This window comes from Haoranjiania flava (assembly GCF_025631005.1).
Taxonomy (GTDB): Bacteria; Bacteroidota; Bacteroidia; order Chitinophagales; family Chitinophagaceae; genus Haoranjiania; species Haoranjiania flava.
This window is the reverse complement of the sequence record NZ_JAOTPL010000009.1, coordinates 1-24137: the sequence shown is the minus strand read 5'-3', so window position 1 is coordinate 24137 and position 24137 is coordinate 1. Positions and strand designations below refer to the sequence as shown.

21 protein-coding genes are annotated in these 24137 nt (G+C 43.0%); 9 read left to right on the top strand and 12 right to left on the bottom strand.

What is annotated here, in order from left to right:
• Position 1: 1 nt before the first annotated feature.
• From OD355_RS07590 to ftsZ, 6 genes are all read left to right on the top strand, one after another.
• Positions 2–1312 carry an FtsW/RodA/SpoVE family cell cycle protein gene (locus OD355_RS07590; protein WP_263037862.1) on the top strand — a complete coding sequence of 437 codons (1311 nt, stop codon included), beginning with the start codon at positions 2–4 and terminating at the stop codon, positions 1310–1312.
• Between the two features lie 14 nt (positions 1313–1326).
• Positions 1327–2433 (top strand): undecaprenyldiphospho-muramoylpentapeptide beta-N-acetylglucosaminyltransferase, encoded by a 1107-nt coding sequence (murG, locus tag OD355_RS07585; protein WP_263037861.1) that lies wholly within the window; start codon positions 1327–1329, stop codon positions 2431–2433.
• Between the two features lie 2 nt (positions 2434–2435).
• Positions 2436–3824 carry a UDP-N-acetylmuramate--L-alanine ligase gene (murC, locus tag OD355_RS07580; protein WP_263037860.1) on the top strand — a complete coding sequence of 463 codons (1389 nt, stop codon included), beginning with the start codon at positions 2436–2438 and terminating at the stop codon, positions 3822–3824.
• A complete protein-coding gene (locus OD355_RS07575) occupies positions 3825–4805 on the top strand; it encodes a cell division protein FtsQ/DivIB (RefSeq protein WP_263037859.1) in 981 nt (326 codons plus the stop codon).
• Between the two features lie 18 nt (positions 4806–4823).
• Positions 4824–6260, top strand: a complete 1437-nt coding sequence (ftsA, locus tag OD355_RS07570; RefSeq protein WP_263037858.1) for a cell division protein FtsA — start codon at positions 4824–4826, stop codon at positions 6258–6260.
• Between the two features lie 96 nt (positions 6261–6356).
• Positions 6357–8144, top strand: a complete 1788-nt coding sequence (gene ftsZ / locus OD355_RS07565) for a cell division protein FtsZ (RefSeq protein WP_263037857.1) — start codon at positions 6357–6359, stop codon at positions 8142–8144.
• Between the two features lie 74 nt (positions 8145–8218).
• On the opposite strand, the gene OD355_RS07560 is transcribed toward ftsZ, so the two are convergent.
• The 8 genes from OD355_RS07560 to lipB all read right to left on the bottom strand — a co-directional run bounded on the left by OD355_RS07560 (position 8219) and on the right by lipB (position 16747).
• Positions 8219–8701: a hypothetical protein gene (locus OD355_RS07560; protein ID WP_263037856.1), complete on the bottom strand. Its 483-nt coding sequence runs from the start codon at positions 8699–8701 to the stop codon at positions 8219–8221.
• Between the two features lie 13 nt (positions 8702–8714).
• The gene (locus tag OD355_RS07555; protein WP_263037855.1) at positions 8715–9287 is read right to left on the bottom strand and encodes a PepSY-associated TM helix domain-containing protein; all 573 of its coding nucleotides are present in this window, start codon (positions 9285–9287) and stop codon (positions 8715–8717) included.
• Positions 9287–10222, bottom strand: a complete 936-nt coding sequence (locus OD355_RS07550) for a sirohydrochlorin chelatase (RefSeq protein ID WP_263037854.1) — start codon at positions 10220–10222, stop codon at positions 9287–9289. The genes OD355_RS07555 and OD355_RS07550 overlap by 1 nt, the downstream gene beginning before the upstream one ends.
• Positions 10223–10225: 3 nt before the next feature.
• The gene (locus OD355_RS07545) at positions 10226–12199 is read right to left on the bottom strand and encodes a TonB-dependent receptor (RefSeq protein ID WP_263037853.1); all 1974 of its coding nucleotides are present in this window, start codon (positions 12197–12199) and stop codon (positions 10226–10228) included.
• A gap of 2 nt (positions 12200–12201) precedes the next feature.
• The gene (locus OD355_RS07540) at positions 12202–12816 is read right to left on the bottom strand and encodes an HmuY family protein (protein ID WP_263037852.1); all 615 of its coding nucleotides are present in this window, start codon (positions 12814–12816) and stop codon (positions 12202–12204) included.
• Between the two features lie 157 nt (positions 12817–12973).
• Positions 12974–13597: a hypothetical protein gene (locus tag OD355_RS07535; protein WP_263037851.1), complete on the bottom strand. Its 624-nt coding sequence runs from the start codon at positions 13595–13597 to the stop codon at positions 12974–12976.
• Between the two features lie 18 nt (positions 13598–13615).
• Positions 13616–16024, bottom strand: coding sequence for a TonB-dependent receptor (locus tag OD355_RS07530; RefSeq protein ID WP_263037850.1), 2409 nt, complete (start codon positions 16022–16024; stop codon positions 13616–13618).
• A gap of 42 nt (positions 16025–16066) precedes the next feature.
• Positions 16067–16747, bottom strand: coding sequence for a lipoyl(octanoyl) transferase LipB (gene lipB / locus OD355_RS07525; protein ID WP_263037849.1), 681 nt, complete (start codon positions 16745–16747; stop codon positions 16067–16069).
• Between the two features lie 313 nt (positions 16748–17060).
• Between lipB and thrA the strand changes: the two genes are divergently transcribed.
• The 3 genes from thrA to OD355_RS07510 all read left to right on the top strand — a co-directional run bounded on the left by thrA (position 17061) and on the right by OD355_RS07510 (position 20979).
• On the top strand, positions 17061–19499 hold the full coding sequence (thrA, locus tag OD355_RS07520) for a bifunctional aspartate kinase/homoserine dehydrogenase I (protein ID WP_263037848.1): 2439 nt from the start codon (positions 17061–17063) through the stop codon (positions 19497–19499).
• A gap of 294 nt (positions 19500–19793) precedes the next feature.
• Positions 19794–20483 carry a tRNA (guanosine(37)-N1)-methyltransferase TrmD gene (gene trmD / locus OD355_RS07515; protein WP_263037847.1) on the top strand — a complete coding sequence of 230 codons (690 nt, stop codon included), beginning with the start codon at positions 19794–19796 and terminating at the stop codon, positions 20481–20483.
• A gap of 181 nt (positions 20484–20664) precedes the next feature.
• Positions 20665–20979 carry an RNA recognition motif domain-containing protein gene (locus OD355_RS07510; RefSeq protein ID WP_263037846.1) on the top strand — a complete coding sequence of 105 codons (315 nt, stop codon included), beginning with the start codon at positions 20665–20667 and terminating at the stop codon, positions 20977–20979.
• A 171-nt stretch (positions 20980–21150) separates the two neighbouring features.
• On the opposite strand, the gene tsf is transcribed toward OD355_RS07510, so the two are convergent.
• The 4 genes from tsf to rplM form a co-directional block, all read right to left on the bottom strand.
• Positions 21151–21981, bottom strand: a complete 831-nt coding sequence (gene tsf, locus OD355_RS07505; protein ID WP_263037845.1) for a translation elongation factor Ts — start codon at positions 21979–21981, stop codon at positions 21151–21153.
• Between the two features lie 96 nt (positions 21982–22077).
• Positions 22078–22971: a 30S ribosomal protein S2 gene (gene rpsB / locus OD355_RS07500; RefSeq protein ID WP_263037844.1), complete on the bottom strand. Its 894-nt coding sequence runs from the start codon at positions 22969–22971 to the stop codon at positions 22078–22080.
• Positions 22972–23088: 117 nt separating this feature from the next.
• Positions 23089–23478 (bottom strand): 30S ribosomal protein S9, encoded by a 390-nt coding sequence (rpsI, locus tag OD355_RS07495; RefSeq protein WP_263037843.1) that lies wholly within the window; start codon positions 23476–23478, stop codon positions 23089–23091.
• Between the two features lie 26 nt (positions 23479–23504).
• Positions 23505–23948: a 50S ribosomal protein L13 gene (rplM, locus tag OD355_RS07490; protein WP_263037842.1), complete on the bottom strand. Its 444-nt coding sequence runs from the start codon at positions 23946–23948 to the stop codon at positions 23505–23507.
• Between the last annotated feature and the right edge of the window lie 189 nt (positions 23949–24137).

Below are 24137 nucleotides of genomic sequence, written 5' to 3'. Positions count from 1 at the left end.
AATGTCATCAACGTACAACATAGACGGCTCTGTAAAAAAATACCTTGGCAGGATAAAAGGCGACCAATACATCTGGGGTTGCGCGGCGTTGCTTGCCCTGGTGTCTATGTTGGTGGTGTACAGCGCTACCGGCTCGCTTGCTTATAAAATGAACAACGGCAATACCGAGATCTATTTATTTAAGCAGCTGGTATTTATATTACTCGGATTTGGAATGATCTACCTGTTGCATAAAGTGAACTATGCATTATTCTCGAAGATCGCATTGATACTCTATATCATCTCCATTCCCTTGCTGGCATACACTTTATTTTTCGGCGCAGAGATCAATTCCGGTGTACGGTGGATTGAGATACCCATCATTAACATGACGTTCCAGACAAGTGATTTTGCAAAGCTTGCTTTGTATATGTTCCTCTCCAGGCAGTTGAGCCGCAAACAGGAAAACGATAAGATCAAGGACCTTAAGAAAGGCTTCCTGCCTGTGTTTATTCCTATCGTGCTTACCTGCGGCCTCATTATGCCTGCAAACTTATCAAACGCTTTGCTCACGGGGCTTACATCCCTATTGCTATTGTTTATAGGCAGGGTAAGGTATAAGCATATATTTATGATGATCGGCGTAGCTATGATACCGGTTTTGCTGATAGTAGGCGTAGCTGTAACTACCTACAACCCCGACCTCGAGCATACCCACAATAAAAATATTGTAAAAATGGAAACCGTGCAGGACGAAAGTTCTGTATTCAAAAGGTTTTCTACATGGGTTAGCCGCGTACAGGATTTTCTCTTTGCCAAAGGCGATGATGTGCCTTACCAGGTGCAGCAAAGCAGGATAGCAATTGCGAACGGCGGCGTATTATTTGGCCTCGGCCCCGGTAACAGTGAGCAGCGTAACTATCTGCCACAGGCTTACAACGACTTTATCTATTCCATCATCATAGAAGAATACGGTTTATTGGGGGGTGTGTTCATCATATTTATTTACCTGGTTTTTTTATACAGGTGTATAAGTATATTCAGGAAATGCCCGGGCGCGTTCGGGGCGTTCCTTGCGCTTGGGTTAAGCTTTACGCTGGTGATACAGGCAGTATCTAATATGGCCGTAAACGTAGGATTGATACCGGTTACAGGCGTTACGCTGCCGCTGATAAGCATGGGCGGCACATCTTTTCTGTTTACCTGTGCATCTATCGGCATTATCCTGAGCGTATCCCGTTATGTGGAATTAAACGTAAGAGGCAATGTTGAAAATGAAGGCGATGCGGTGGCAGAAGCCCGGCCGTTAATAGAAAGTGAGACAATAGAATAATAAAAAACAAAAAAATGAAAAGTAAAACAGGCAAAGTGATCATAGCAGGCGGCGGCACAGGAGGGCATATCTTCCCGGCTGTGGCTATTGCCAATGCACTGAAAAATATCATGCCCGCACTGGAAATTCTTTTTATTGGCGCTAAGGGTAAAATGGAGATGGAAAAAGTGCCTGAAGCGGGCTATAACATTCAGGGCATAGACATGGCAGGCTTTAACCGCAGCCAGATGCTGAAGAATATTTCTTTGCCTTTTAAACTCATTAAAAGCTACTTCCAGGTAAAAGAAATTTTCAAAAAATTTCCGCCTGATGTGGTTATCGGTGTTGGCGGCTACTCTACATTCCCGGTGTTAAGATACGCTCAGAAAGAAGACATTCCTACGTATATCCATGAGTCAAATTCTTTTGCAGGCAAGAGTAATATTTTGTTGGGGAAGAAAGCTGTAAAAGTATTTGTAGCTACCGACGGTATGGAGAAATTCTTTCCTCCGGAAAAAATACAGATCACCGGGAACCCGGTAAGGAAGAAGATTGTAGAGAATACAGTAGGCAAAGAAGAGGCGAGAAACTACTTTAACCTGCATGCTACGAAGCCTACCGTACTGGTGGTTGGCGGCAGCCTCGGCGCAAAAAGTATCAATGATGTGATTGCTTTTCATCTTTCAGATATTTCTACGCTGGATGTGCAGCTGATCTGGCAGACGGGTAAAAATAATTCGCAGACTTACATCAGTATGGCGGCCTTTGCAAAAGATAATATTTATGTTTCAGAGTTTATATCAGAGATGGAGTACGCGTATGCTGCGGCAGACATCGTGGTAGCAAGGGCAGGCGCCATGACGGTTTCGGAGCTTTGCGTGGTAAAGAAGCCTGTGATCTTTGTGCCTTATCCTTACGCAGCAGAAGACCATCAGACGGTTAACGCTATGAACCTGGTGAATAAAAAAGCCGCAGAGATAGTGCCGGACAGCGAAGTGCGGACAAAGCTTTTCTCTGCAATAACCGATTTATTATTCAACGAAGAAAAGAAAAACACTTTTATTAAAAACATATCCGCATTGGCCACAACCAATGCCAATGAAGTAATTGCATCAGAAATAATTAAAGATATTTTTAAATAAGCATGGATCAGGAAGCGCACTTATTGAGGTTAAACAACATTGTTATCAAGTCTGTGTATTTTATTGGCATAGGCGGTATTGGTATGAGTGCGCTTGTACGGTATTTCCTTTCTAAAGCCGTGCGTGTAGCCGGTTACGATCTGAAAGAAACAGAACTAACGAAGCGCCTTACACAAGAGGGTGCGCATATTCATTATGAAGATAATGTGCAGCTGATTTCAAAAGATGCCGATGTAGTTATTTACACGCCGGCTATTCCTGTCAATCATACAGAGCTGGCTTACTACCGCGAAAATAAGTATGTGGTTGTAAAGCGCAGTGATGTGCTTGGATGGATTACAGAAAATGCTTTTAATATTTGTGTGGCAGGTTCACATGGAAAAACTACGGTCACAACCATGATCGCTTACCTGCTTCGCGAGACAGGCTATGGCTCAAATGCTTTCCTGGGCGGCATTGCAGCGAATTATGATACTAATTTCTGGAGCAGCGATCGAAATGTAAATGTTGTGGAAGCCGATGAGTACGACCGGTCCTTCCTGAAGCTTTCTCCTGATGTAGCCATTATTACAGCGATGGATCCGGATCACCTGGATATTTACGGCACAGTGCAAAACCTGGAAGATGCTTACCTGGCATTTGCGTCTAAGCTCAAGAGCGCAGGGCTTTTGCTGACCAAGTACGGTTTAAAGCATAAGCACAATTTTGGTGCAGAAAAACACCTAACCTACAGCCTGGATAATAGGGATGCAGATATTTATGCCTTTGATATAAAAGTGCATGAAGGGGCTTACCATTTCCACGTGCATATCAATGGTGTAGAAATAAAAGACCTTATTTTAAAAACGGGTGGCCTGCATAATGTGGAAAATGCTATAGCCGCCATTGCTGTAGCCGGTTATCTCAACATTGCTGAAAGCCAGATAAGACAGGCATTGCAGCTATTCAGGGGTGTAAAAAGAAGGTTTGAGTTTGTGCTGAGCCATACAGATTCGCCATACGTATTGATTGATGATTATGCGCACCATCCCGAAGAATTAAGCGCCGTAATCAAAGGTGTAAGAAGTTTGTATAATGAGCAGATGTTGCTGGTGTTTCAGCCGCATTTGTATTCAAGAACCAAAGATTTAGCAGCAGAATTTGCAGCCAGCCTTGATCAGGCAGATGAAGTGATCTTGCTTCCTGTTTACCCGGCACGCGAGCTGCCAGTGGAAGGCGTTTCCAGTGAGCTGATCGCAGAGAAAATGAAGAATAAAAATTGTAGTGTATTAACCAAAGAAGCATTTACAGAAACAGTAAGGCAAAGAAAGCCGGCGTTGATAGTTATGTGTGGTGCAGGAGATATCGGTGAGATGCGGCAAACCATTAAAACAATTTTATTGGAAAAATAAATGACAAAAAGAAAGATCATATTGATTTCGTGGCTGTTGTTGTTCTTCGCAACAATAGCGCTTTTTGTCTATGCCGGAGATGTAAAGCGCAGCAAGATCTGCAAGGGTATTAAGGTAGAGATCGTAGGACAGAAGAAATATGTTTTTGTAAATGAAGAGCAGATAAAAGGCATTATTGCGGCAAACGGAGGGCGTGTGGGCTATGTAACAGATTCCATTGACCTGAAAAAACTTGAGCAGGTGCTGTATGCCGATGTGTGGGTAAAAAAAGCTGACCTGTATTTTGATAACAACCAGGTATTACAGGTGCGTATAGCTGAGAGCGACCCGATTGCCAGGATCTTTACGGATCAGGGCAATACTTTCTACATCGACAGCAGTGCTAAAAAGCTGCCGGTAAACAGCAAGGTTTCTGCCAGGGTGCCCGTTTTTACTTCGTTTCCCGAGGCCGGCAATGTAGAGGCCGATACATTGCTTATTAAAGATATTCAGCGGTTAAGCAGTTTTATCAACAGCGATACATTCTGGACAGCCATGATTGCGCAGATAAACATTGTCAATAAAAACCAGTTTGAATTTGTGCCCGTTGTCGGCAACCATATGATAGCGATCGGCACAGCAGATAGCATAGAGAATAAATTCAACAGGTTGTATAGTTTCTATCAGCAGGTGTGGGTTGCCAAGGGTCTGGATAAGTATAAAAAAATAGACGTGCAGTACAATGGCCAGGTAGTGGCCACACTGCGAGATTCAGCTAACAGGAACGATGCTGTGTTTGGCATTCCCGTGCGTATAGATACCGTATCATTGGCAGATACCATAAGCAATAAAAATATCCCTGCCAGGCAGGCGCAACCGAAGACTGGTGCGGCAAACAAAAAAAATGCCGCAACACAAGCACAGGAGCGTAAAAAGCCTCCGCCTGCAGGTGCAGCCAAACAGGATAAACACGCAACAACCAATCGAAATACAAACAAATAACAACTAAAATATATCATTATGCATCAAGACTCAAACTTCCGGGAAAAACAGGCGGCATATGCTGCAAACTCTCCGATCATTGTGGGGCTCGATATTGGTACCACCAAGATCGCTGTAATTGCGGGAAGAAAGAATGAACACGGTAAGCTGGAAATAGTCGGTTTCGGTACAGCGCCCAGCAACGGTGTGCAACACGGGCAGGTTTTAAACATTGATCAAACAGTAAGAGCCATTAAAGTGGCAGTGGAGAATTGCCTGAAAAGCAATCCAGAACTTGATATCAATGATGTGTATGTAGGCATTGCGGGCCATCACATCAAAAGCCTGCAAACACGCGGCGACATGGTGCGCCAGAACTCGGAAATTGAAATTCAGCGCTTTGAAATTGATCAGCTGATCGATAACCAGAAGAAGACATTTATACCTGCCGGCGACGAGATCATTGATGTGATACCACAGGATTTCTATGTAGATAATTTCCAGAATATCAAAGAACCCGTAGGCCACAACGGCGTGAAAGTTGGCGCCAACTTCCACATCATTACCGGAGATAAAAATGCTATCAGGAACATCAACCGCGCGGTAAACAGAAGCGATCTGAAAACAAAAGACCTCGTATTGCAGCCGCTTGCATCTGCCTCCGCCGTGATGAGCGACCTGGACATGGAAGCCGGCGTAGCCATATTAGACATAGGTGGCGGTACCTCTGACCTGGCTGTGTTTTATGAAGGTGTATTGAAGCATACTGCAGTGATCCCTTTCGGAGGGGAAAACATTACCAATGATATCCGCGTAGGCCTGGGAGTGCTTAAGCACCAGGCAGAAGCGCTGAAAAAACAATTCGGCTCTGCCATCAGCGACGAAGCTAAGGCCAATGCCTACATTACCATCAATGGTTTAAAAGGTATGCCTTCCAAACAAATCAGCGTAAAGACGCTTGCTGAAATTATACAGGCGCGCATGAGCGAGATACTGGATTTTGTGTCTTACCATCTGAAGCAGGTAGGCCTTGACAACAGGATGCTCAATGGCGGTGTGATCCTTACAGGCGGCGGCTCTCAATTGAAAAACCTGATACAGCTTACCGAATATGTTACCGGCCTCAATGCACGCGTAGGCTTGCCCAACGAGCACCTGGCGCCCAACCATATTGAGCAGTTGAAAAGCCCGATGTATTCTACCTGTTTAGGCCTGATACTGAAAGGATGCAATGACTATGAGATGCGTGAGGATTTTATAGAAATAACAGAGAAAGATACTGAAGTAGAAGTGCCTAAAGAATTAATATCCGAAGAAGTTGTGCCGGAAACAGTCGTGGAGGAGAAGAAAGGAAAAGCTGGCATCGGCAAAAAACAGGAAGACAGGATCACTAAATTCTGGAGCCTGTTTTCAGAGAAAGTAAAGAACGGCCTGAATGAATTATTCAAAGAAGAAAGCGATACGGATCTTCGTTAAAATATAGATAAGATGCGGGTTTCGTGAGAATTAGTTTCCAAAAAAATTATATTTTCAATTTTAATACTACTTAATAACTTAATTAAATTATAGACAATGATAGATTTTGATATTCCTAAAAACCAGTCGTCAATTATCAAGGTAATTGGGGTTGGGGGCGGAGGAAGCAATGCAGTAAATTATATGCATTCTCAAAACGTGGAGGGCGTAGATTTTATTGTGTGTAATACAGATGCCAAAGCGCTTGAGCTTAGCAATATTTCCAATAAAATCCAATTAGGCCCGCACCTGACACAGGGATTGGGAGCAGGAGCCAACCCCAGCGTTGGTAAAAAAGCTACCGAGGAATCGCTCGAGGAGATAAGAAGAATACTGGAAGTAAATACCAAGATGGCTTTTGTGTGCGCCGGTATGGGCGGTGGCACAGGTACAGGCGGCGCGCCTATCATTGCTAAAATATGCCAGGAGCTGGGCATACTTACCGTAGGTATCGTTACCACACCTTTTGGTTTTGAAGGGCCTAAGCGCAGGACGCAGGCAGAAGCCGGTATCCGGGAACTGGAGCCCTATGTAGATACCTTACTCGTGATCTCCAACGATAAATTGAAGATGCTGCATACGAACCTGAAAATTCGGGAAGCCTTCGGAAAGGCTGATGATGTGCTGGCTACGGCAGCCAAGTGTATAACCGATATCATCAACAGTAAAGGCCACATTATCGTAGACTTTGCAGATGTTTCTACCGTAATGAAAAACGGCGGCGTAGCCATCCTCGGCAGTGCGCAGGCTGAAGGTGAAACCCGTGCGCAGAAAGCCATTGAAGACGCACTTAATTCTCCATTGCTCAACGATAATGATATTCGTGGTGCCAAATGGATACTGCTGAATGTGATCACCGGCACAGGTGAATATGAATGCGGCATGGATGAGTTTGAACTCATCAATGATTATGTGCGCATGAATGCCGGCGAAGATACAGATGTGATCGTGGGCATGGGCGTTGATGAAAGCTTAGGCAAAAGCCTGGCTGTAACTCTTATAGCCACTGGCTTTGAGAATAAAGACCCATTTGTAGAAACAGATAAGATCAACCAGGAAATGAAGAAGTCGGAAATGGTTTTCTTAGACCTGAAAGATGCAGAGACCACTCCTCATCAGCCGGTTGTTATCTTCCCGAAAACTGAAGAAAAGCAGCAGGAAGCCGCTCCGCAGCAAGTTCCGGATCAGCAAGCTCCAAACCCGGAAGCCCCAAAGCAGGAACCCCTGCAACCACCCGTAGCTGAACATACACAACCGCCTGTACAGGAAAACCTGGTGCTTGATCTGAAAGAGGAGCAAGAAGAAGTTGTTTCTTTTGTGGCTGCTCGCAAACCGGCAGAAGAAGTAAAACCGGAGCCTGTGCAGCAACCAAAAGCAGAAGAGAAGAAAGAAGAAAAAAAGCCTTTCTTAAGCAAGCCTTCCATGATCTATGCTACTCATCCCGAAGCGAAGCAAACCGTGCACACAAAGGCTACGGAAGACAAGGAAGCAAGCATTGAATTTGAATATCACGAAAGCGGTTCTGAAAATCATACTGCAAAAGTGAGCCATCCCGTAAACTTCCTGGATGAAGACCTTACCGATGAAGAGATGCAGAAACGCAGGGCGGCAGAACGTGTACAAAAACTCAGGAACCTTTCTTTTGATATTAATTCCAATGACCCTAACAGTGAGCTCGACAATGTGCCGGCCTATGTACGCAGGAAGCTGGAATCTATGCAGCGCGAGAGCAATACTTCTACCGCAGAAGAATATTACAGCAAAATAACAGTAGAGAAAACAGAAGACAATAAGATCAATCTTTCCAGCCTCAACAGCTTTCTTGATGGCAAAAAGCCTGACTAATAAAGATAGTTTTAGTTGTTAAAAAAAGGGCCCGATGAATTCCTATCAAAGGGCTCTTGCTTTTCATTGAAGTTTCAATTATTTTTTCCATACAAATTCCATCCCTGGTTGTGGTTGGCTTTGTAGTTAGCTGCAGGCGGTTCAAAAGCTATCCCTTTTTCTTTGGAAGCAATGGGCTCTTTAAAAATGCTGATAGAATCTCCGGCTTGCTTAAAGAATGCTACGAAATAATTTCCTGCTTTATTGTGCCCTATAAATTTGTTATTGGCGGCATCAAAAACATCTTTTTCTAAAGTATAATTTGCATTTACCATCGCCCCGGATACAGAATAAAACATACTGTCGGGGGTAATGATGTAGCTTACTTTATGCGGCTTTCCCGGCACAGGAAAAAATGTACGTTCCCACTTTCCCAAAAACTTTGCAGGTATGGCATCGTTTGTATATGAATTATTTGATGTGTTCTTTTTTTGATTTGTTTCTTCGCTGGCGCTATTGGTACAAGCTGCTAAAGACAGCATTGATACGGCAATAGCCAAAAATAATTGCTTGTGCATAAGAATATATTTTTTATAAAATAGCTTGTAAAATAACGGCCGCCAGCGGAGGGATAAGCCCTGCAAGCAAAAGCCAGATGCCGCGTTTAGAAAATCCGTATTTCCCTTTTATAATCACCATCCCTGTAATGGTAATTAATATAAGCATTACAGCAAAAATATCGGATACCCACTTCCATACATGCACGCTGTTTCTGTGCAATACATTTAATTGATAAAAAACCGGGCGTTTAGATATACGTTCATAAAATCCGCGCTTTTCTTTTAAATACACATGAAAAGTGGCGTTGTTGTAGTAGATCTTTACCTGGCCGGGTGTAGGGAAGTCATACAGTTTAAAAGATTTTTCTCCCGTAAGCCGGCTTATAGCTTCTATTTCTGCCTGTTCTAACTTTGCTGCCACACGGGTTTGCGGAAGAATGATCTCTTTCTTTATCAGTATAAAGTCAGGGTCCCAGTCGTTTACATGATTCAGCGCAATCCCAGATATACAATAGATTATTATCAGCCCGGAGAAAAAATAACCGAGATCACGATGCCAATGAAGGCTTAGCCTTCTGATCTTCGTGTACAATGTCCTCCTCATTATTGCATTACTTTATCAGCATAGGAGTTGGTAATGTCTATTGCCCACCTTTCTACGTTTGCATCGGGCAGGATAGCATCAGGTTTATACATCACACGTTGTTTATAATCTTTTACTTTTTCTACTCCTCCACCGATTATCTTTAGCTGGAAATTTTCGTCAAACGCAACAAGTACAGGTATTACAATAGCTTTCTTTTTGGCCCGGAGAATTTTATTGATTGCATTTGTGGTAGGCCCGGAAGAATAGTGTGCTATATGGCCGCACCAGGCATATTCCAAGTGATCGATGCCGGCATTGTCCTGCAGATATTTTCCTACCTTCCTAAAAAGGGCTTCCCATTCTTTTTCGTAGGTTTCATCACCATAGCCGATTAATACCACACCTTCTTCTGCAGGATTTTCAGACAATTCTTTCATCCTGCGCAGCACATTTTTTTCCAGTACTTCAGTAAAATCCAGCAAGGGTGTTATGTGCACTTTTGCTTTGGGCGTATAGCGTGCTATTTTTTCTATTTTCAGCATTTCCATAGATTTCGGGTCTTCCTTCTGGCCAAGTATAGTTGGAATATCTTCAAACGAATGCGGACTTACCGTTAAGAATATCGGCGTAACAATTACGTCTGTAAAACCTTCATCGTCAAATGCTTTCATTTGTGTGGCAATAGACGGTTCATTATACTCCATGAAAGCTGTTTTAATCCCTTCTATTTTTTTACCGTTTAATATTTGAGGTGAAATATTTTTCTCAAGATCAAGCAGTGCACTTCTCCATGTGGCAGAGCGCGATCCGTGATTCACCAGCAGTAGCCCGGTCTTTCTTTTCTCATTGCCGGAATTTTTATTGTCTTTTGAATTTCCTGGTTTACAAGCTGCCATACCTGTTATGATCAGGAAGGATGCAGCAATAATATAAAATATGTATTTTTTATGCATGGTTTATTTTTTATTTAAAAGATTATCAAATCTGTACCGGAGTGTGAGCTGGTACATCCTGCCCGGCGTCATAGGCATATAAAAATTGTAGATCTTAGGCCGGTAGTTAAAGAGGTTATCAATAGCAAAATTCAGTTCAATGGTGTTTCTGTACTGAACTAAAGTATTGAGGCGCCACATCAGCACAGCCGTGTACTCCTGCCTGTAATATTGCGCTTTTTCAGCGTCGAATCCATAGACATCCATATGTTGCTGATATTTGCCGGAGAGCGAAAATGTTGTCAAAAAATTATTTATTTTTCTGAAATATTCTGTTTTCAACACAGCGCCTCCGGGTCTTGTAGTAGAAGTTCTTTTGCCTTCGGTTTTTAACCCGTCATCGGTATAAGCGTAGCCTGCAAATATTTTCCAGTTGTTGAGAATCCTGTATGCCGATGTGATTTCAAAACCGGAAATTTTTTGCCTTTCGTCATTATGGTAGAAAATAGTGTCTCCGGCAGTATTTGGAAACAGCGCAATTTTGTTTTTTATATCATTGCGGAACACATTTACAGTCCACTCGCTTTTCTTTGGCCGGTAAGTAAGTGTAAGCATCAGGTTATTGCTGACTTCTGGTTTTAGATCCCGGGAGCCGATTATCTGAAACATTCCCAAATGATCCCAGTCTGTATGCAATTCTTTCAAGCTGGGTGAACGAAAGCCGCCGGCAAATGAAGCCCTGAGCTGCCACCGGGAAAAGATATCTGCTTTCAAGGCAAGGTTAGGGCTAAGGCGCGAACCGAAATCAGAATGATGATCAAGCCTTAAGCCGGTAAGTATTTCCACGCTGGGAAATGGTTTATAATCGTTTTGTACATAGGCGCTCAAAGTATTTGCCTGGTATTTGCTGCCTGCCTGAAACATATATGTGATCAGGCTTTCGTTGAGCAGCTCTAATCCCGAGACCAGTTGATTTTTTCTGTTTATCATGTTCTCGGAAACTATTCTTACATTATGAATGCAGCTGCTGTAAGTATCTGCTTGCTCGTTAAGTTTTCTGTAATGATTAGCTTTGCGATAATCATTGTAATTGTAAAATAAACGTAAAGCATTCAGGCTGTCGAAATGATAACTGCCTGTAAACAAACCTCCGATATTGTAGAAAAAATTATGCAGCACTTCTCCTTCTGCTCCTGCATTAAAGCGCTCCCTGATGCTGTAATTTCCTTTTAAATCCAGAACAAGCTTTTGAGTTGGAGAATAGCTGAGTTTTTGGTCGATCGTCAGAAGTTTACCACCTTCAACCTGCCAGGTGCTCAGGGCATGATCTGCTATAATTGTGTCAGGATAATACTTTCTGCCATAATTGGTATTTTGCAGTTCGTAACCTTGCTGTAAGCTTTGTTTTACAGAAGTAAGCCATGAAAATTTTCTTTGTCTGCCGCCTGCATTCATTTCCGCCTGGTAAAATTGCTTACTTTTTATGGATGCCGCCATGGAAACTTCCCAGGGCTTTTTATTATTTTTCGTAATGATGTTTATGATGCCGCCGATAGCATTTGAACCATATAGTGTAGCATAGGCGCCTTTTACAATTTCTATACGCTCAATAGTAGACGGGTTGATCATAGCATAATCAATATTGTTGCGGGTTTCACCGGATGTGCGTTGGCCATCCATCAATATCAAAACATAATTGCCGCCCAATCCCTGCATATTTATGTTGGGTACTCCTGCTTCATTGCCAAACTGGATGCCGGGCATTTCGTTCATTAAAATCTCATTTAAAGAAAGCTGGCCGCTGTTCTCAATATCTTTTCGTGAGATCACTCTGGTATAAATTGGTACATCTTTGAATTTTTTGGGTGTGGAGGTAGCAGTTATCACTACTTCCTGCAGGCTGTCATTTTCAAAAAAATCAGCCTGGGCAACTGCTGCCGTACCACAACAAAAAAAAGATGAAAAAAAGAAAAAAAATCTTTTTAATTCAGGTTTCATTTTTAAAATTTCCTGCTTCCGTCTGCCTGGTATACGTAGTTAAATGTGGGGTATACTCTTTCGCCTTTATCATTCAGGTATGTAGTGAATTGCACTTTGGCATATTTACCTTCGGCGGTTCTTACAATATATACATTCTTACGTAAGGTAAAAGTGTAGTTGGGCGGCGTTATCACCTCAAACTTCAACCAGTCAAGCGTTTTGTTCATTGGCTGATTTTCTTCTACCGGCCCTGTAGACTTTATAGCAACTATTACCTTTTCCTCTTTGTCTACCACATAACCGGATTCTGGCGCTTGGGTAACACTGTTGAAATCTTCAGTATTTAATTTTACAACACCTGCTTTTCCCTTTCCCGATGCGCCGCCATTAAGCCTTACATCATAAGAATGAAAAGCAATGTCCCAATCTGATCTTTCTTTGAAATTTGTTTCATTTATTCCCGGGATTGAATCCCCTGTTTTAAAAGAGAAGTATGTCCACCTGGAATAATCTTTTGCAACTAATTTTGCCGTTTTTGTATCTGGTTTCACATCAGGCTCAGTAGTTTCTTGTTTACAGCCTACTGATAATATAAACAAGGCAAGGGTAAATAAACCCGCATAAATCCTTTTCATTTTGCAATATTTTTTGTTAGATATTATTTCAATAGTGCAAGATTAAGAAGACTTTTTTGTCTCCATTTTCGAATTAAGGAAATTTAGAAACAAAAATATATTGCAATAAAAAATCCTGCGATCACCTCGCAGGATTTAAAATAAAGATTTAAAAAAGTTAATCGTCTGCATGAGCCCCGCCTTCTACTGTTTTAATTTTCAGCGTAGTAGTAAAATCGGGGCTGCCGCCAAAATTTTTATAGTTCACATCGTTCCATTCAATGTTGGTACTCTTCTTCAAACCATGTATAAGTATCGCATCCATATCAAATGTTTTGCCGGCCTGCAGTACTTTAAAGTCTCCGTTGAAGCCTAAGCGTGCGTCTTTGTACTCGTAACTCAATGCGCCTTCACCGCCGGCTTTTGGCAGGAAGAAGAACTGGTGAATACTGGCTTCTTCAATAAATTCCCCGTTCAGCAGTTTGTCTTTGGCATCGTAGAAATTTACTTCGAGTTTGTAAATGTCATAGCCTTTTTCCATCTTCACCTCCGGAGGAGTACTAAGCAGTGCATTGGTTTTCGGATCAATAAATTTACCGTCCCAACGCATAACTACTTTGGTAGTATCGTGCGCATGCAACTTGGTGCCGTGGTAATGGCCCTTAATGAACAACATCTCTACTTTCGTAGGATCGTCATGATTGTGTTCTTCATGCGGTTTTTGAGGGTCTTTGGTACAAGAGGTCACAGCTGCTGATAGTATAAAAGCGCCTGCGATCCATGATAGCATTTTTGTTTTCATTTTTTATTTTGTTTGGTTTTAAAATTCATAGCTCATCCTCAACTGTATATTCCTGCCTATATCATGGCTGTAATAACGGAACCTGTTGAGGTATTCTTTATATAATGTGTTGAACAGGTTGCTCACCGCCGCGTTCAGCTTGATTGCTCCTGAGCCCAATGGCATCCTTGTTCCCAGCGCAATGTTCACCAGGTGGTAGCCGGATGGCGGCGGTGCAAAATCCGATTGCGGTTCATAGCGGTTTTGTTTGGCAGTGAGTACAGATTCTATCTGGAAATAATTGTCTTTAAAACTTTTGCTGTTGCCTATGTTCCAGGTTATACCATTGCTGAGTTTGTCTGCAGGTATCATGTGCAGGTACTTCTTATTCGTCAGGTCCTTCGCTCTTACAAGCGATGCTTTGAGTTCATAAGTAAATGCTTTGCTGAACCGGTACGTAGCGCCCAGGTCTGCACCCAGGAACATTGCATGGGTTTGCCGGTATTGAAATACAGGAAATGCGCCGCGTATGCTTTGTTCATATTGCATGGAGGGTTCCAGGTAAATATAATCCCTGATCACCTGCCCGTAACCTGATATTTCAAAGGATAGATTCTGGCCGTAATGATATACGGTATTGATCCATTTATAACTTTTTTCACTGGTTAGTGCACTATCTCCACGTTCTACGCTTGCCGAGCCGTGGTGCAATCCGTAACTGTAAAGTTCATTCACCTGCGGCGGACGCCAGGCCAGCCCTGCGTTTGAGCTTATGTGCCATTCAGGCGACAGCTTAAAAAGCGCACCTAAAATGGCAGAAATATTGGAGAAGTTTTTTTCTCCGCCATAATAGCCTTCCTGTTTTATATAGTTGCCGCCCGGCTGGTCTGCCGGTATTTCTTCTCCCTGTTCATTCACATATTTATAAAATGCCCTTGACCCTCTTGAGTTGAGAAACTGGTAATCGTAACGCAAGCCGGCCTCTGCTTCCAGGTTGGTCTTTGTCAGCTTCTGTATGGCGTACACACTGCTTCCCATCTGCACGAAATTGGGTATCAATGGCGTCACGCCGGTGCCTGGTACATTCACATTCGATTTATAAAAACCATTTATGCCAAGCGTACTTTTCCAGTTTGCTGCATATCTTTTCTCCCAGCTGAGATCTGCGTTCTGTGCATTAAGCCGGAGATCAAGCGAGGGCAGCATATCCCTGCCTGCCCTGCGTAAATCATATTCACGGCGTTTGTTCTGCTGGTATGCATACAACGCATGCAACAGGCTGCCATCGGGCAGTTGGTAAGAAGCCTGTGCTTTGTAAAGCTCATGAAAAACGCGCTGCCTGGGCGCATCTATGTTATAGTAGAATGAACCTTTTTCAAAAGGCACTTCATTCCTGATCCTTGCAAAAAGACTGGTGGTATCCCCTATATGTGCTCCCTTAAAAATACCGGTTTCGGCGCTGAAAAAACTGCCAAAAACTTCTATACTGAAACGTTCTTTGCGTATGCCGGCAGCCGCCGAAAAGTTCAATTCGTGAATGCCGGTATTTTCTAAAAAATAATCTGCGGATCGGATGTTGCCTGCTTTTTTCCCCGAACCCTGAAGCCTCCATGCAAAGGAAGGAAAACGCCTGATGCCTGAACTCAGGCTCATTCCCGCCGCGTAAAGCCTGCCGTTGCTGGCGCCTGTCAGATCAGCTTCTCCGTGCAATGCCGGATCTCCGTAAGGAAGTTTTGGCGGATTTATAAGTATCACGCCACCCATGGCTTCTGCGCCGTAACGTACAGCATCTGCGCCTTTCACTACTACAATGTTCCTGGCAATGTTCGGGTCTACTTCCGGAGCATGGTCTGCTCCCCATTGCTGCCCTTCGAGCTTTACGCCATTGTTCAGGATAAGTATGCGGTTACTGTGCATGCCATTGATCACGGGTTTTGCAATGGTTGCGCCGGTTTGTATCATGGAAATGCCGGGTACGGTTTGCAGCAGGCCTGCAAGGCTGCTACCTCTTGTTTTTTCAAGTTCTTTATCAGTCAGCAGAACCGCAGTAGATGTTTTATTGTTGCCGTATGCACGGTACCCGGTTATTTCAATAGCGTGCAGTGTATCTTTTAAAGGATGCAGCTCTATCCTGAATGTAGTGCTGCTGTCTCTGATAAAAAAATGTTTGTCTGCAGGATAATATTCATCTGCCTCTGCATGCACATGAAAACTGCCGGTCCGGTATTGCTGTATGGTTATTGCACCCTGGTCGTTGGTTCTTTGTTTAAAAAAATTAGAACGCACCTCCGCATTAGCTATCAGGGTGTCATTATCTGCATCGGCAACTACAATGGTGATTGCCGGATTTGTTTTTTGAGAATAACCTAAAGCCGGTAAAGTGAATATACTCAACAGGCATACAAACAATCTGTTCCTGGATGCTATCATTTTGCAAATATGCAACAATACTGCAAATTATACAAAATAATACAACAATGTTTCAAAATATTAAGAAATAATTTTTACATTGAAAACTTTTTCAAAGTTGATTTTTAATTTTTCCTGTACTTCTTCCATAGGTATTTTCCGGCCCAGCTCTTTTTCCAAAGAAGTAACTTTTTTGTTCTGAATGCCGCAGGGAATAATAAAGTCAAAGTAATTGAGGTTGGTATTTACATTCAGTGCAAAGCCGTGCATGGTTATCCAGCGGCTGCAGCGAATACCCATGGCGCAGATCTTTCTTTCAAAACCTTTTTTATCAGGATCGAGCCATACACCCGTTTCCCCGGGGCTGCGTTGTCCTTGTAATCCATAAGCTGCCAGTGTAAGAATGATCACTTCCTCCAGGCTGCGCAGGTACCAGCCAAGGTCAGTTTTAAATTGTTCCAGGTCTATGATGGGATATCCCACAATTTGCCCCGGCCCGTGATAAGTGATGTCGCCCCCACGGTTAATATGAAAATATTCAATGCCCATTTCTTTAAGTTGATCTACCGGCATGAGCACGTGATGGTCGTCGCCGTTTTTGCCTAAAGTGAAGACAGGATTGTGTTCCACGAAAAAAAGATGGTTTTGCGGCTGCTCTCCGTTTTTTTTCTGTTCAGATTTTTCACGAAGCATCTCCTCCTGGAAATCCCATGCTTCCTTGTATGCTTTTCTGCCAAGGTCCTGGAAAATAATGTTTGTCATAAGCTGTAAAAATACAAATTAATCAGACAGGCTGGTATGTGATTCTATCTTTAAAAATTTCACCGGCAGCGAACCGTCTATACGTTTTCTAAAAAATTTATTTGTTTCTTGCATTTTTTATTATCTTGCAGCTGTATTCATGAAAAATCTTTTTCTATATACCCATTCTTTTGATATACCTGCTTTGGCAGCAGGAACTACGATCATTATTGGGACCCTGTAAAGGGTTCAGCATTACCATATCATCACTTGGGCTTTCCTAAGCCGCTATCAGAGAAAGGGGTTGTATTATTCATCAGCTAATCAATTAAAAATGCAAGTATTAAAATTCGGCGGGACTTCAGTAGCCAATGCCGAAAACATCAGGAAAGTAGTAAATATAGTTACTGCTGATCCACAAAAAAAATTGTTCGTAGTTTCTGCCTTAAGCGGCGTTACAGATAAATTAATAGAGATAGGAAATCTCGCCGCCGGCAAGGATCCATCATACACAGAGAAAATAAGCGCGCTCTCAGAGCAGCACCTGGAAGCAGTAAAAACATTATTGCCTGTTACTACGCAGAGTGCAAGTTTAAGTTTGGTCATGCAAACTTTTAATGAGCTGGAAGATATAGCTGAAGGCGTTTTCAGGCTTCAGGAAATTTCTGCTGCATCAAAAGACAAGATCATTGGCTTTGGCGAATTGCTGTCGAGCAAAATCATTTCTGCCTACATGCATTCGCTCAATATTGATCATGCCTGGATAGACTCCAGGGACTTGCTGTTAACCGATAACAATCACGGCAAGGCAAATATACTGTTTGAAGAAACCAACCAAAGGATCATTGACTACTTCAATGCTTCGGATAAAAATTTATTTATTGCCCCCGGCTTTATTGCGCGTGCTGAAACAGGCACCGTTACTACATTAGGTCGTGGCGGATCGGATTATACGGCCGCTGTTATAGCTGCAGCGCTGCATGCTGATGCCTTACAGATATGGACGGATGTTTCCGGTATGATGACGGCAGATCCCCGACTGGTAAACAACGCGAAAGTGATCCCCGTAATTTCATACAAAGAAGCGATGGAGCTTACACACTTTGGGGCTAAGGTAGTGTATCCGCCTACCATACAGCCCGCCATGGCCAGGGAGATCCCTATCTGGGTAAAAAATACTTTTGCCCCCGGCGATGCAGGCACGGTAATACAGCATGTAGCTCCACGCGAAGGAGAAGTAGTTACAGGTATCTCCAGCATATCAGACATCAGCCTGCTGAGCCTTGAAGGCAGCGGCATGGTTGGCATACCGGGGTCTTCCAAAACATTTTTCACGGCGCTGGCAGAAGCAAAAATAAATGTGGTGCTGATCACTCAAAGCTCTTCTGAACATTCCATCTGCGTGGCCGTAAACGCCGCTGATGGCACACGTGCCGCAACCGTTGTCAATAAAGCGTTTGCTTATGAAATTGATTCCCAGAAATTAGACCCGGTAAAAGAAGAGCACAACTTATCCATCGTAGCGCTGGTGGGCGATAAAATGAAAAGGCATCCGGGTATAGCAGGCAAAATGTTCAGTGCGCTGGGCAGGAATGGTATCAACATCCGCGCAATAGCACAGGGTTCTTCAGAAAAAAATATTTCTGCAGTTATCTCTACGGCTGATGTAAAAAAAGCGGTCAATACGCTTCATGAGCGTTTCTTTGAGCGGGCGCGCAAGCAGTTAAATGTATTTATCCTGGGTGTTGGCAACGTAGGCAGTAAGCTCATTGAACAGATCCGCGAGCAGCAGGATTTTCTGTTGAAAAATTTAAACCTTCAGTTGCGTATAATAGGTATTGCAAACTCGCGCCAGGCTTTACTTGCAGAGGATGATGAATTAGATTTAAGCAACTGGCAGCAGCATCTCAAAGATAGCGAAGAGATACAGCTACCGATGCTGGCAAAGAAAATAGTAAATAAAAACCTTCGAAATACAGTGGTGGTAGATGTTACAGCCGATGAGGCTATTGCGCGCTCTTACCATGTTTTCTTGTCAAGAAGTATCTCTGTAGTGGCCTGTAATAAAATTGCCTGTTCGTCTGATTATGCCTATTACCGGCGACTCAAAGAGCTCTCTGCGGATTTTAATGCATCATTTTATTTCGAAACCAATGTTGGCGCAGGTTTGCCGGTGATAGGCACACTGAATGACCTGTTGCGCAGTGGCGATGAAATTGTAAAAATAGAAGCAGTGCTGTCTGGCACGCTCAATTTTGTTTTTAATAACTATGATGGAAAAGAAACATTTGCTGAAGTGGTGAAACGCGCACAGGCAGAGGGCTATACAGAGCCAGACCCGCGCCTGGATCTGGGTGGCACAGATGTAATGCGCAAAATACTGATCCTTGCCAGGGAAGCAGGCTATGCATTGGAGATGGATGATATTGCAGCAACACAGTTCCTGCCGCAGGATTGTTTCAGCGGAAGTGTTGAAGATTTTTATGCATGCCTTGAGAAAAATGAAGCACATTTCAAAAAATTGTATGACAGTGCACATGACAAAGGTTGTAAACTGAAGTATGTAGCGGCATTTGAGCAGGGCAGAGCTATGGTTGGTTTGCAGGAAATCCCCGCTGATGCTGACTTTTATCATTTGTATGGAAAAGACAATATTGTTTTGTACTATACCAAACGCTATGCGCAGCAGCCGCTGGTGATCAAAGGCGCCGGCGCAGGAGGAGATGTTACAGCAAGCGGGGTATTTGCAGACATCATCAAAGCAGCGCCTTAGGTTAGTTCTGGAAGATATATGTACACAAAGCGCGTTAAGATTTTACTATGACACAAGGTTTGGTTAGTGCGCTAAATGTTTTCACGGCGCACATGAGGTAATGCTATTTTTAAACCAAGGAATTTACCAGGGCACAAGGCTGCTTGTGCCCCTGTGTTGCCTTGCCTGGGGTTGTAGCACTTGATCACTTGATCACTTCATAACTCCGTAACTCCGTAACTCCATCACTCCATAACCCTCATCACAACATTATAAAATCAAAATAATATCTTTGCCGGGCACAACGTTTACATTATGCACATACACATTCTTTCAGCCGTACCTGAATTATTAGAAAGCCCTTTTTCTCACAGCATCATGAAACGCGCACAGGATAAGGGTTTGCTGCATGTAGAAGTGCATAACCTCCGAAAGTGGTCGCTGAACAAATACAAACAGATTGATGATTACCAGTTTGGCGGCGGTGCAGGCATGGTAATGATGTGCGAGCCGCTGGTGAATGCCATAGAAACCTTACAGAAGGATGCGCCTTTTGATGAAATAATTTTTTTAACACCCGATGGGGACACCCTTGACCAGCCAATGGCCAACCAGTTGTCGCTTAAAAAAAACCTGCTGATCATCTGCGGCCATTACAAAGGCATAGACCAGCGCGTACGTGATCAGTTTGTGACTAAAGAAATATCTATTGGCGACTACGTTTTAAGCGGCGGTGAGCTGGCTGCTGCTGTACTGGTAGATGCTGTTGGGCGGCTGATCCCCGGCGTGCTGAACAATGAAACTTCCGCACTTACAGACAGCTTTCAGGATAAGCTGCTTGCACCCCCTGTTTATACCAGGCCGGTGGATTTCAGAGGTTGGAAAGTACCTGATGTGTTGCTTAGCGGAAACCACAGATTGATAGACGATTGGAGGCATCAACAGTCTGTTGAAAGGACTAAAAAGCTGCGCCCTGACCTGCTTTCAGGCGCAGATTTAATGTAAAGCGTTGATTCCTAAAAAATTATTGAAAAATTTCATTGAAAATCAGGTTTTTTAAATTAAATCCCTATAACTTTGCCGGTGAAACAACAGTTATCAAATTCTCTTTAACTAAACGTTCCTGCGTATTATGTTTTTGGATTTGGATCACACTGTATTATTAAAAAATTCAAAAAGTATTAAAATGAACATTTACGTTGGAAATCTTAGCTGGAGTTTAAGCAGCGATGATTTAAAAGAATTATTCTCTGAGTACGGAGAAGTAATCTCTGCAAAAGTAATTACGGACAAGTTTAACAACAACCGTAGCAAAGGATTTGCATTTGTAGAAATGGCTGACGAAGAAGCTGCAAAAAGAGCTATCGAAGGCCTTAACGGTGCTGAAGTTGGCGGTAGAAATATCGTTGTAAACGAAAAACAGGAAAACGGCGGCGGCTCAGGCTCTGGCGGTTACAAGAAGAAGAGCTATGATGGCGGACGTCGTGACGATCGTTACTAATAACAAATCTTTTTAGGCATTTTCCTGAAGAAAGTGCTGCATGGATTGCTTCGCAACTATACATAGCTGCGGAGCAATTTTTTTAATGGCATATGCTCGCTTATTGCGTTATACAAGTATACCCACAAAAAAACTCCCGGGAAGGGAGTTTTAAGAATATATGCAGAAAATTTATCCTAAAGCTACACGCTTAAAGTCAGTAACTTTCAGTTCGCCGTTTTGTTTCAGGTAGTTTTCAACCGTAATGCTGCCGTCTTTCACAAACTGTTGTGCCAGCAGAGTATTTTCTTTGAAGAATGCGCCCAGTTTGCCTTCTGCGATCTTGCTGATCATCTCGTCTGGTTTGCCGGCCATTTTAGGGTCAGCTTTCATGGTATCGATAATTACATTTTTCTCACGCTCAACAATATCGGCAGCTACACTGCTTGCGTCAACAGCCAAAGGATTCAATGCTGCGATCTGCATAGCAATATCCCTGCCTGCTTCAGGCGCTTGTTTGTCTAAACCTACCAATACGCCAATGCGGTTTGCACCGTGGATGTACGAAGCCACGTAAGGCGCTTCCACTTTTTCAAAACGTACCACATCAATTTTTTCACCGATGGCAGCAAGTTTATCATTCACCATATCAGCAACTGTAGCGCCGTTGATATTAACAGCCTTTAATTCTTCAATAGAGTTTACGTCAGCGTTTACGCCTGCGTTTGCAATGGTTTGTACAAAAGAAACGAAGTCGGCATTTTTGGAAACGAAGTCAGTTTCGCAACCTACAGTGATGATATATCCCTTTGTATGGTCGCTGTTGGTTTGCGCTATTACAACGCCTTCTTTTGCTTCACGGTCGCCACGCTTTGCGGCTACTTTCTGTCCTTGTTTTCTTAGCCAGTCAATAGCGGCTTCAAAGTCGCCGTTGGTTTCTGTCAATGCTTTGCGGCAGTCCATCATACCAGCGCCGGTAGCCTGGCGCAGTTTGTTAATGTCTTGAGCTGTAATATTTGCCATAAATTATATGTTTAAATGTTTTTTATAAAGACAAGATGCCTGCAAAATGTTTACAGGCATCTTATAAGTTATTGTCTAAATTTTCCTTTGAGAAAATTATCTTTTTGCGCCTGGAGTATGTCTGCGTTGTCCGCCGCCGCTTCCTTGCATTCTGCGTCTGGGAGCGCCGCCTTCTCTTGCGGACTCTTCTTTAGCACGGCTTTTATTCCCGCTTTCTGCTTCTGCTTCGGCCTGAATGCGTGCTGCTTTGGCTTCATTTTCATTGGTCTCTACTTCTGACTCTTCATCTTTGGAAGCCTGGCGCTCAGCCAGCCCTTCAGCTATAGCCGCAGTGATGTAGTTGGTAATGATAGCTACAGACTTGGTAGCATCGTCATTTGCAGGAATGGCATAGTCTACTTTGTTGGGATCCCCGTTGGTATCTACCATACCGAAGGTAGTGATGCCTAAGCGTTTTGCTTCTGCCAGTGCAATGTGCTCTTCGCCTATATCTACGATGAACAGTGCTGCCGGAAGACGGCTAAGCTGTGAGATTCCGCCCAGTACTTTTTCCATTTTCTCTTTATCGCGGCTCAAGGTAAGACGTTCTTTTTTAGTAAGGCTTTCTGCATTGTTATCGCTCAGTAGTTTTTCAATGCTCTGCATTTTTTTCACGCTTTTGCGCACAGTATTGAAGTTGGTAAGCATACCGCCCAGCCATCTTTCGGTAGCGAATGGCATGTTTACTTTTTTGGCACACTCAGAAACGATTTCTTTAGCCTGTTTCTTAGTTGCCACAAACATGATTTTTTTACCGCTTTTAGCAATTTGTTTCAGTGCTGCTGCAGACTCCTGCAGGTGTTCTACGGTTTTATTCAGGTCAATAATGTGGATACCTTTCTTTTCTGCAAAGATATAAGGCAGCATTTTAGGGTTCCATTTCTTTTTCAGGTGGCCGAAATGAACTCCTGCTTCGAGCAACTGCTGCTGTAAAGAAGTATTTTGTTCCATATTTTACGTAGCCCCTCGCTTTCCGTATGGAAAAGCTTCCGGGAAGTTTTATTGTTTTAAAAATTTATTAAGAGCTGTGGCTCCGTATTCCTCCAAAAGGAGGATAAGGGGCTGATATTAACGTTTGCTGAACTGGAAGCTTCTGCGTGCTTTCTTCTTACCGAATTTCTTACGTTCAACAACGCGTGAGTCGCGGGTAAGCAAGCCGGCTGCTTTCAGGGCAGGGCGGAACTCAGCATCGATCTCAAGCAATGCGCGCGCAATGCCCAGCTTGGCGGCTTCGGCCTGGCCTTTTACACCACCACCAACAGCATTGATAACGACGTCAAATTTATCAGCGGCCTGTATAGTGTTTAAGGGAAGGATCACCTCATTTTGCAGATAAGGCAATGTAAAATATTCTTTATAATCTTTGCCATTTACATTTATCGCACCATTTCCTTTGCTGATAAAAACGCGGGTAACGGCTTCTTTACGACGACCAACGGCATTTTTTTGTTTTTCCATTTTATATATTTTGTGCCAATGGCAGATTAAAATTTAAGTTCTTTAGGTTGTTGTGCACTGTGCGGGTGTTGGTCTCCTGCATACACAAATAATTTCTTGATCATTTTACGGCCCAGTTTGTTTTTGGGCAGCATGCCTTTTACGGCTTTCTCCATGATCATTTCAGGACGGCGTTTCAACAGGTTGCCTGCAGTTTCTTCTTTTTTACCGCCGGGGTAGCCGGAGAAGTTGATGTAGTTTTTATCTTCCAGTTTATTACCTGTAAAGGTTACTTTATCTGCATTTACAATGATGATGTAGTCGCCGCAGTCAACGTGTGGAGTATAGTAGGTTTTGTTTTTTCCGCGTAAAACCGCCGCGATCTGTGCTGCAATGCGTCCTACGGTTTGATTAGTACCGTCCACGATATACCACTCGCGCTTAACGGTAGCCGCATTTGCATGCTTGGTTGTGAAATGTAGTTTACTCATTTTATAAATTTTTGTTTTGTTTGGTACAAGCGCTATCCCGCCTGTAATTTAAGGCTGCAAAGTTCCGCTATATATTTTTATAAAACAAATATTTTACGCGATTTTTTAACTGGCATTTTTGTAATCATTTGATAACCAGTAAAAATATTGTTGAGTTTTTTGTTCCCTCTTCGTTATGTTAGCGAAGAA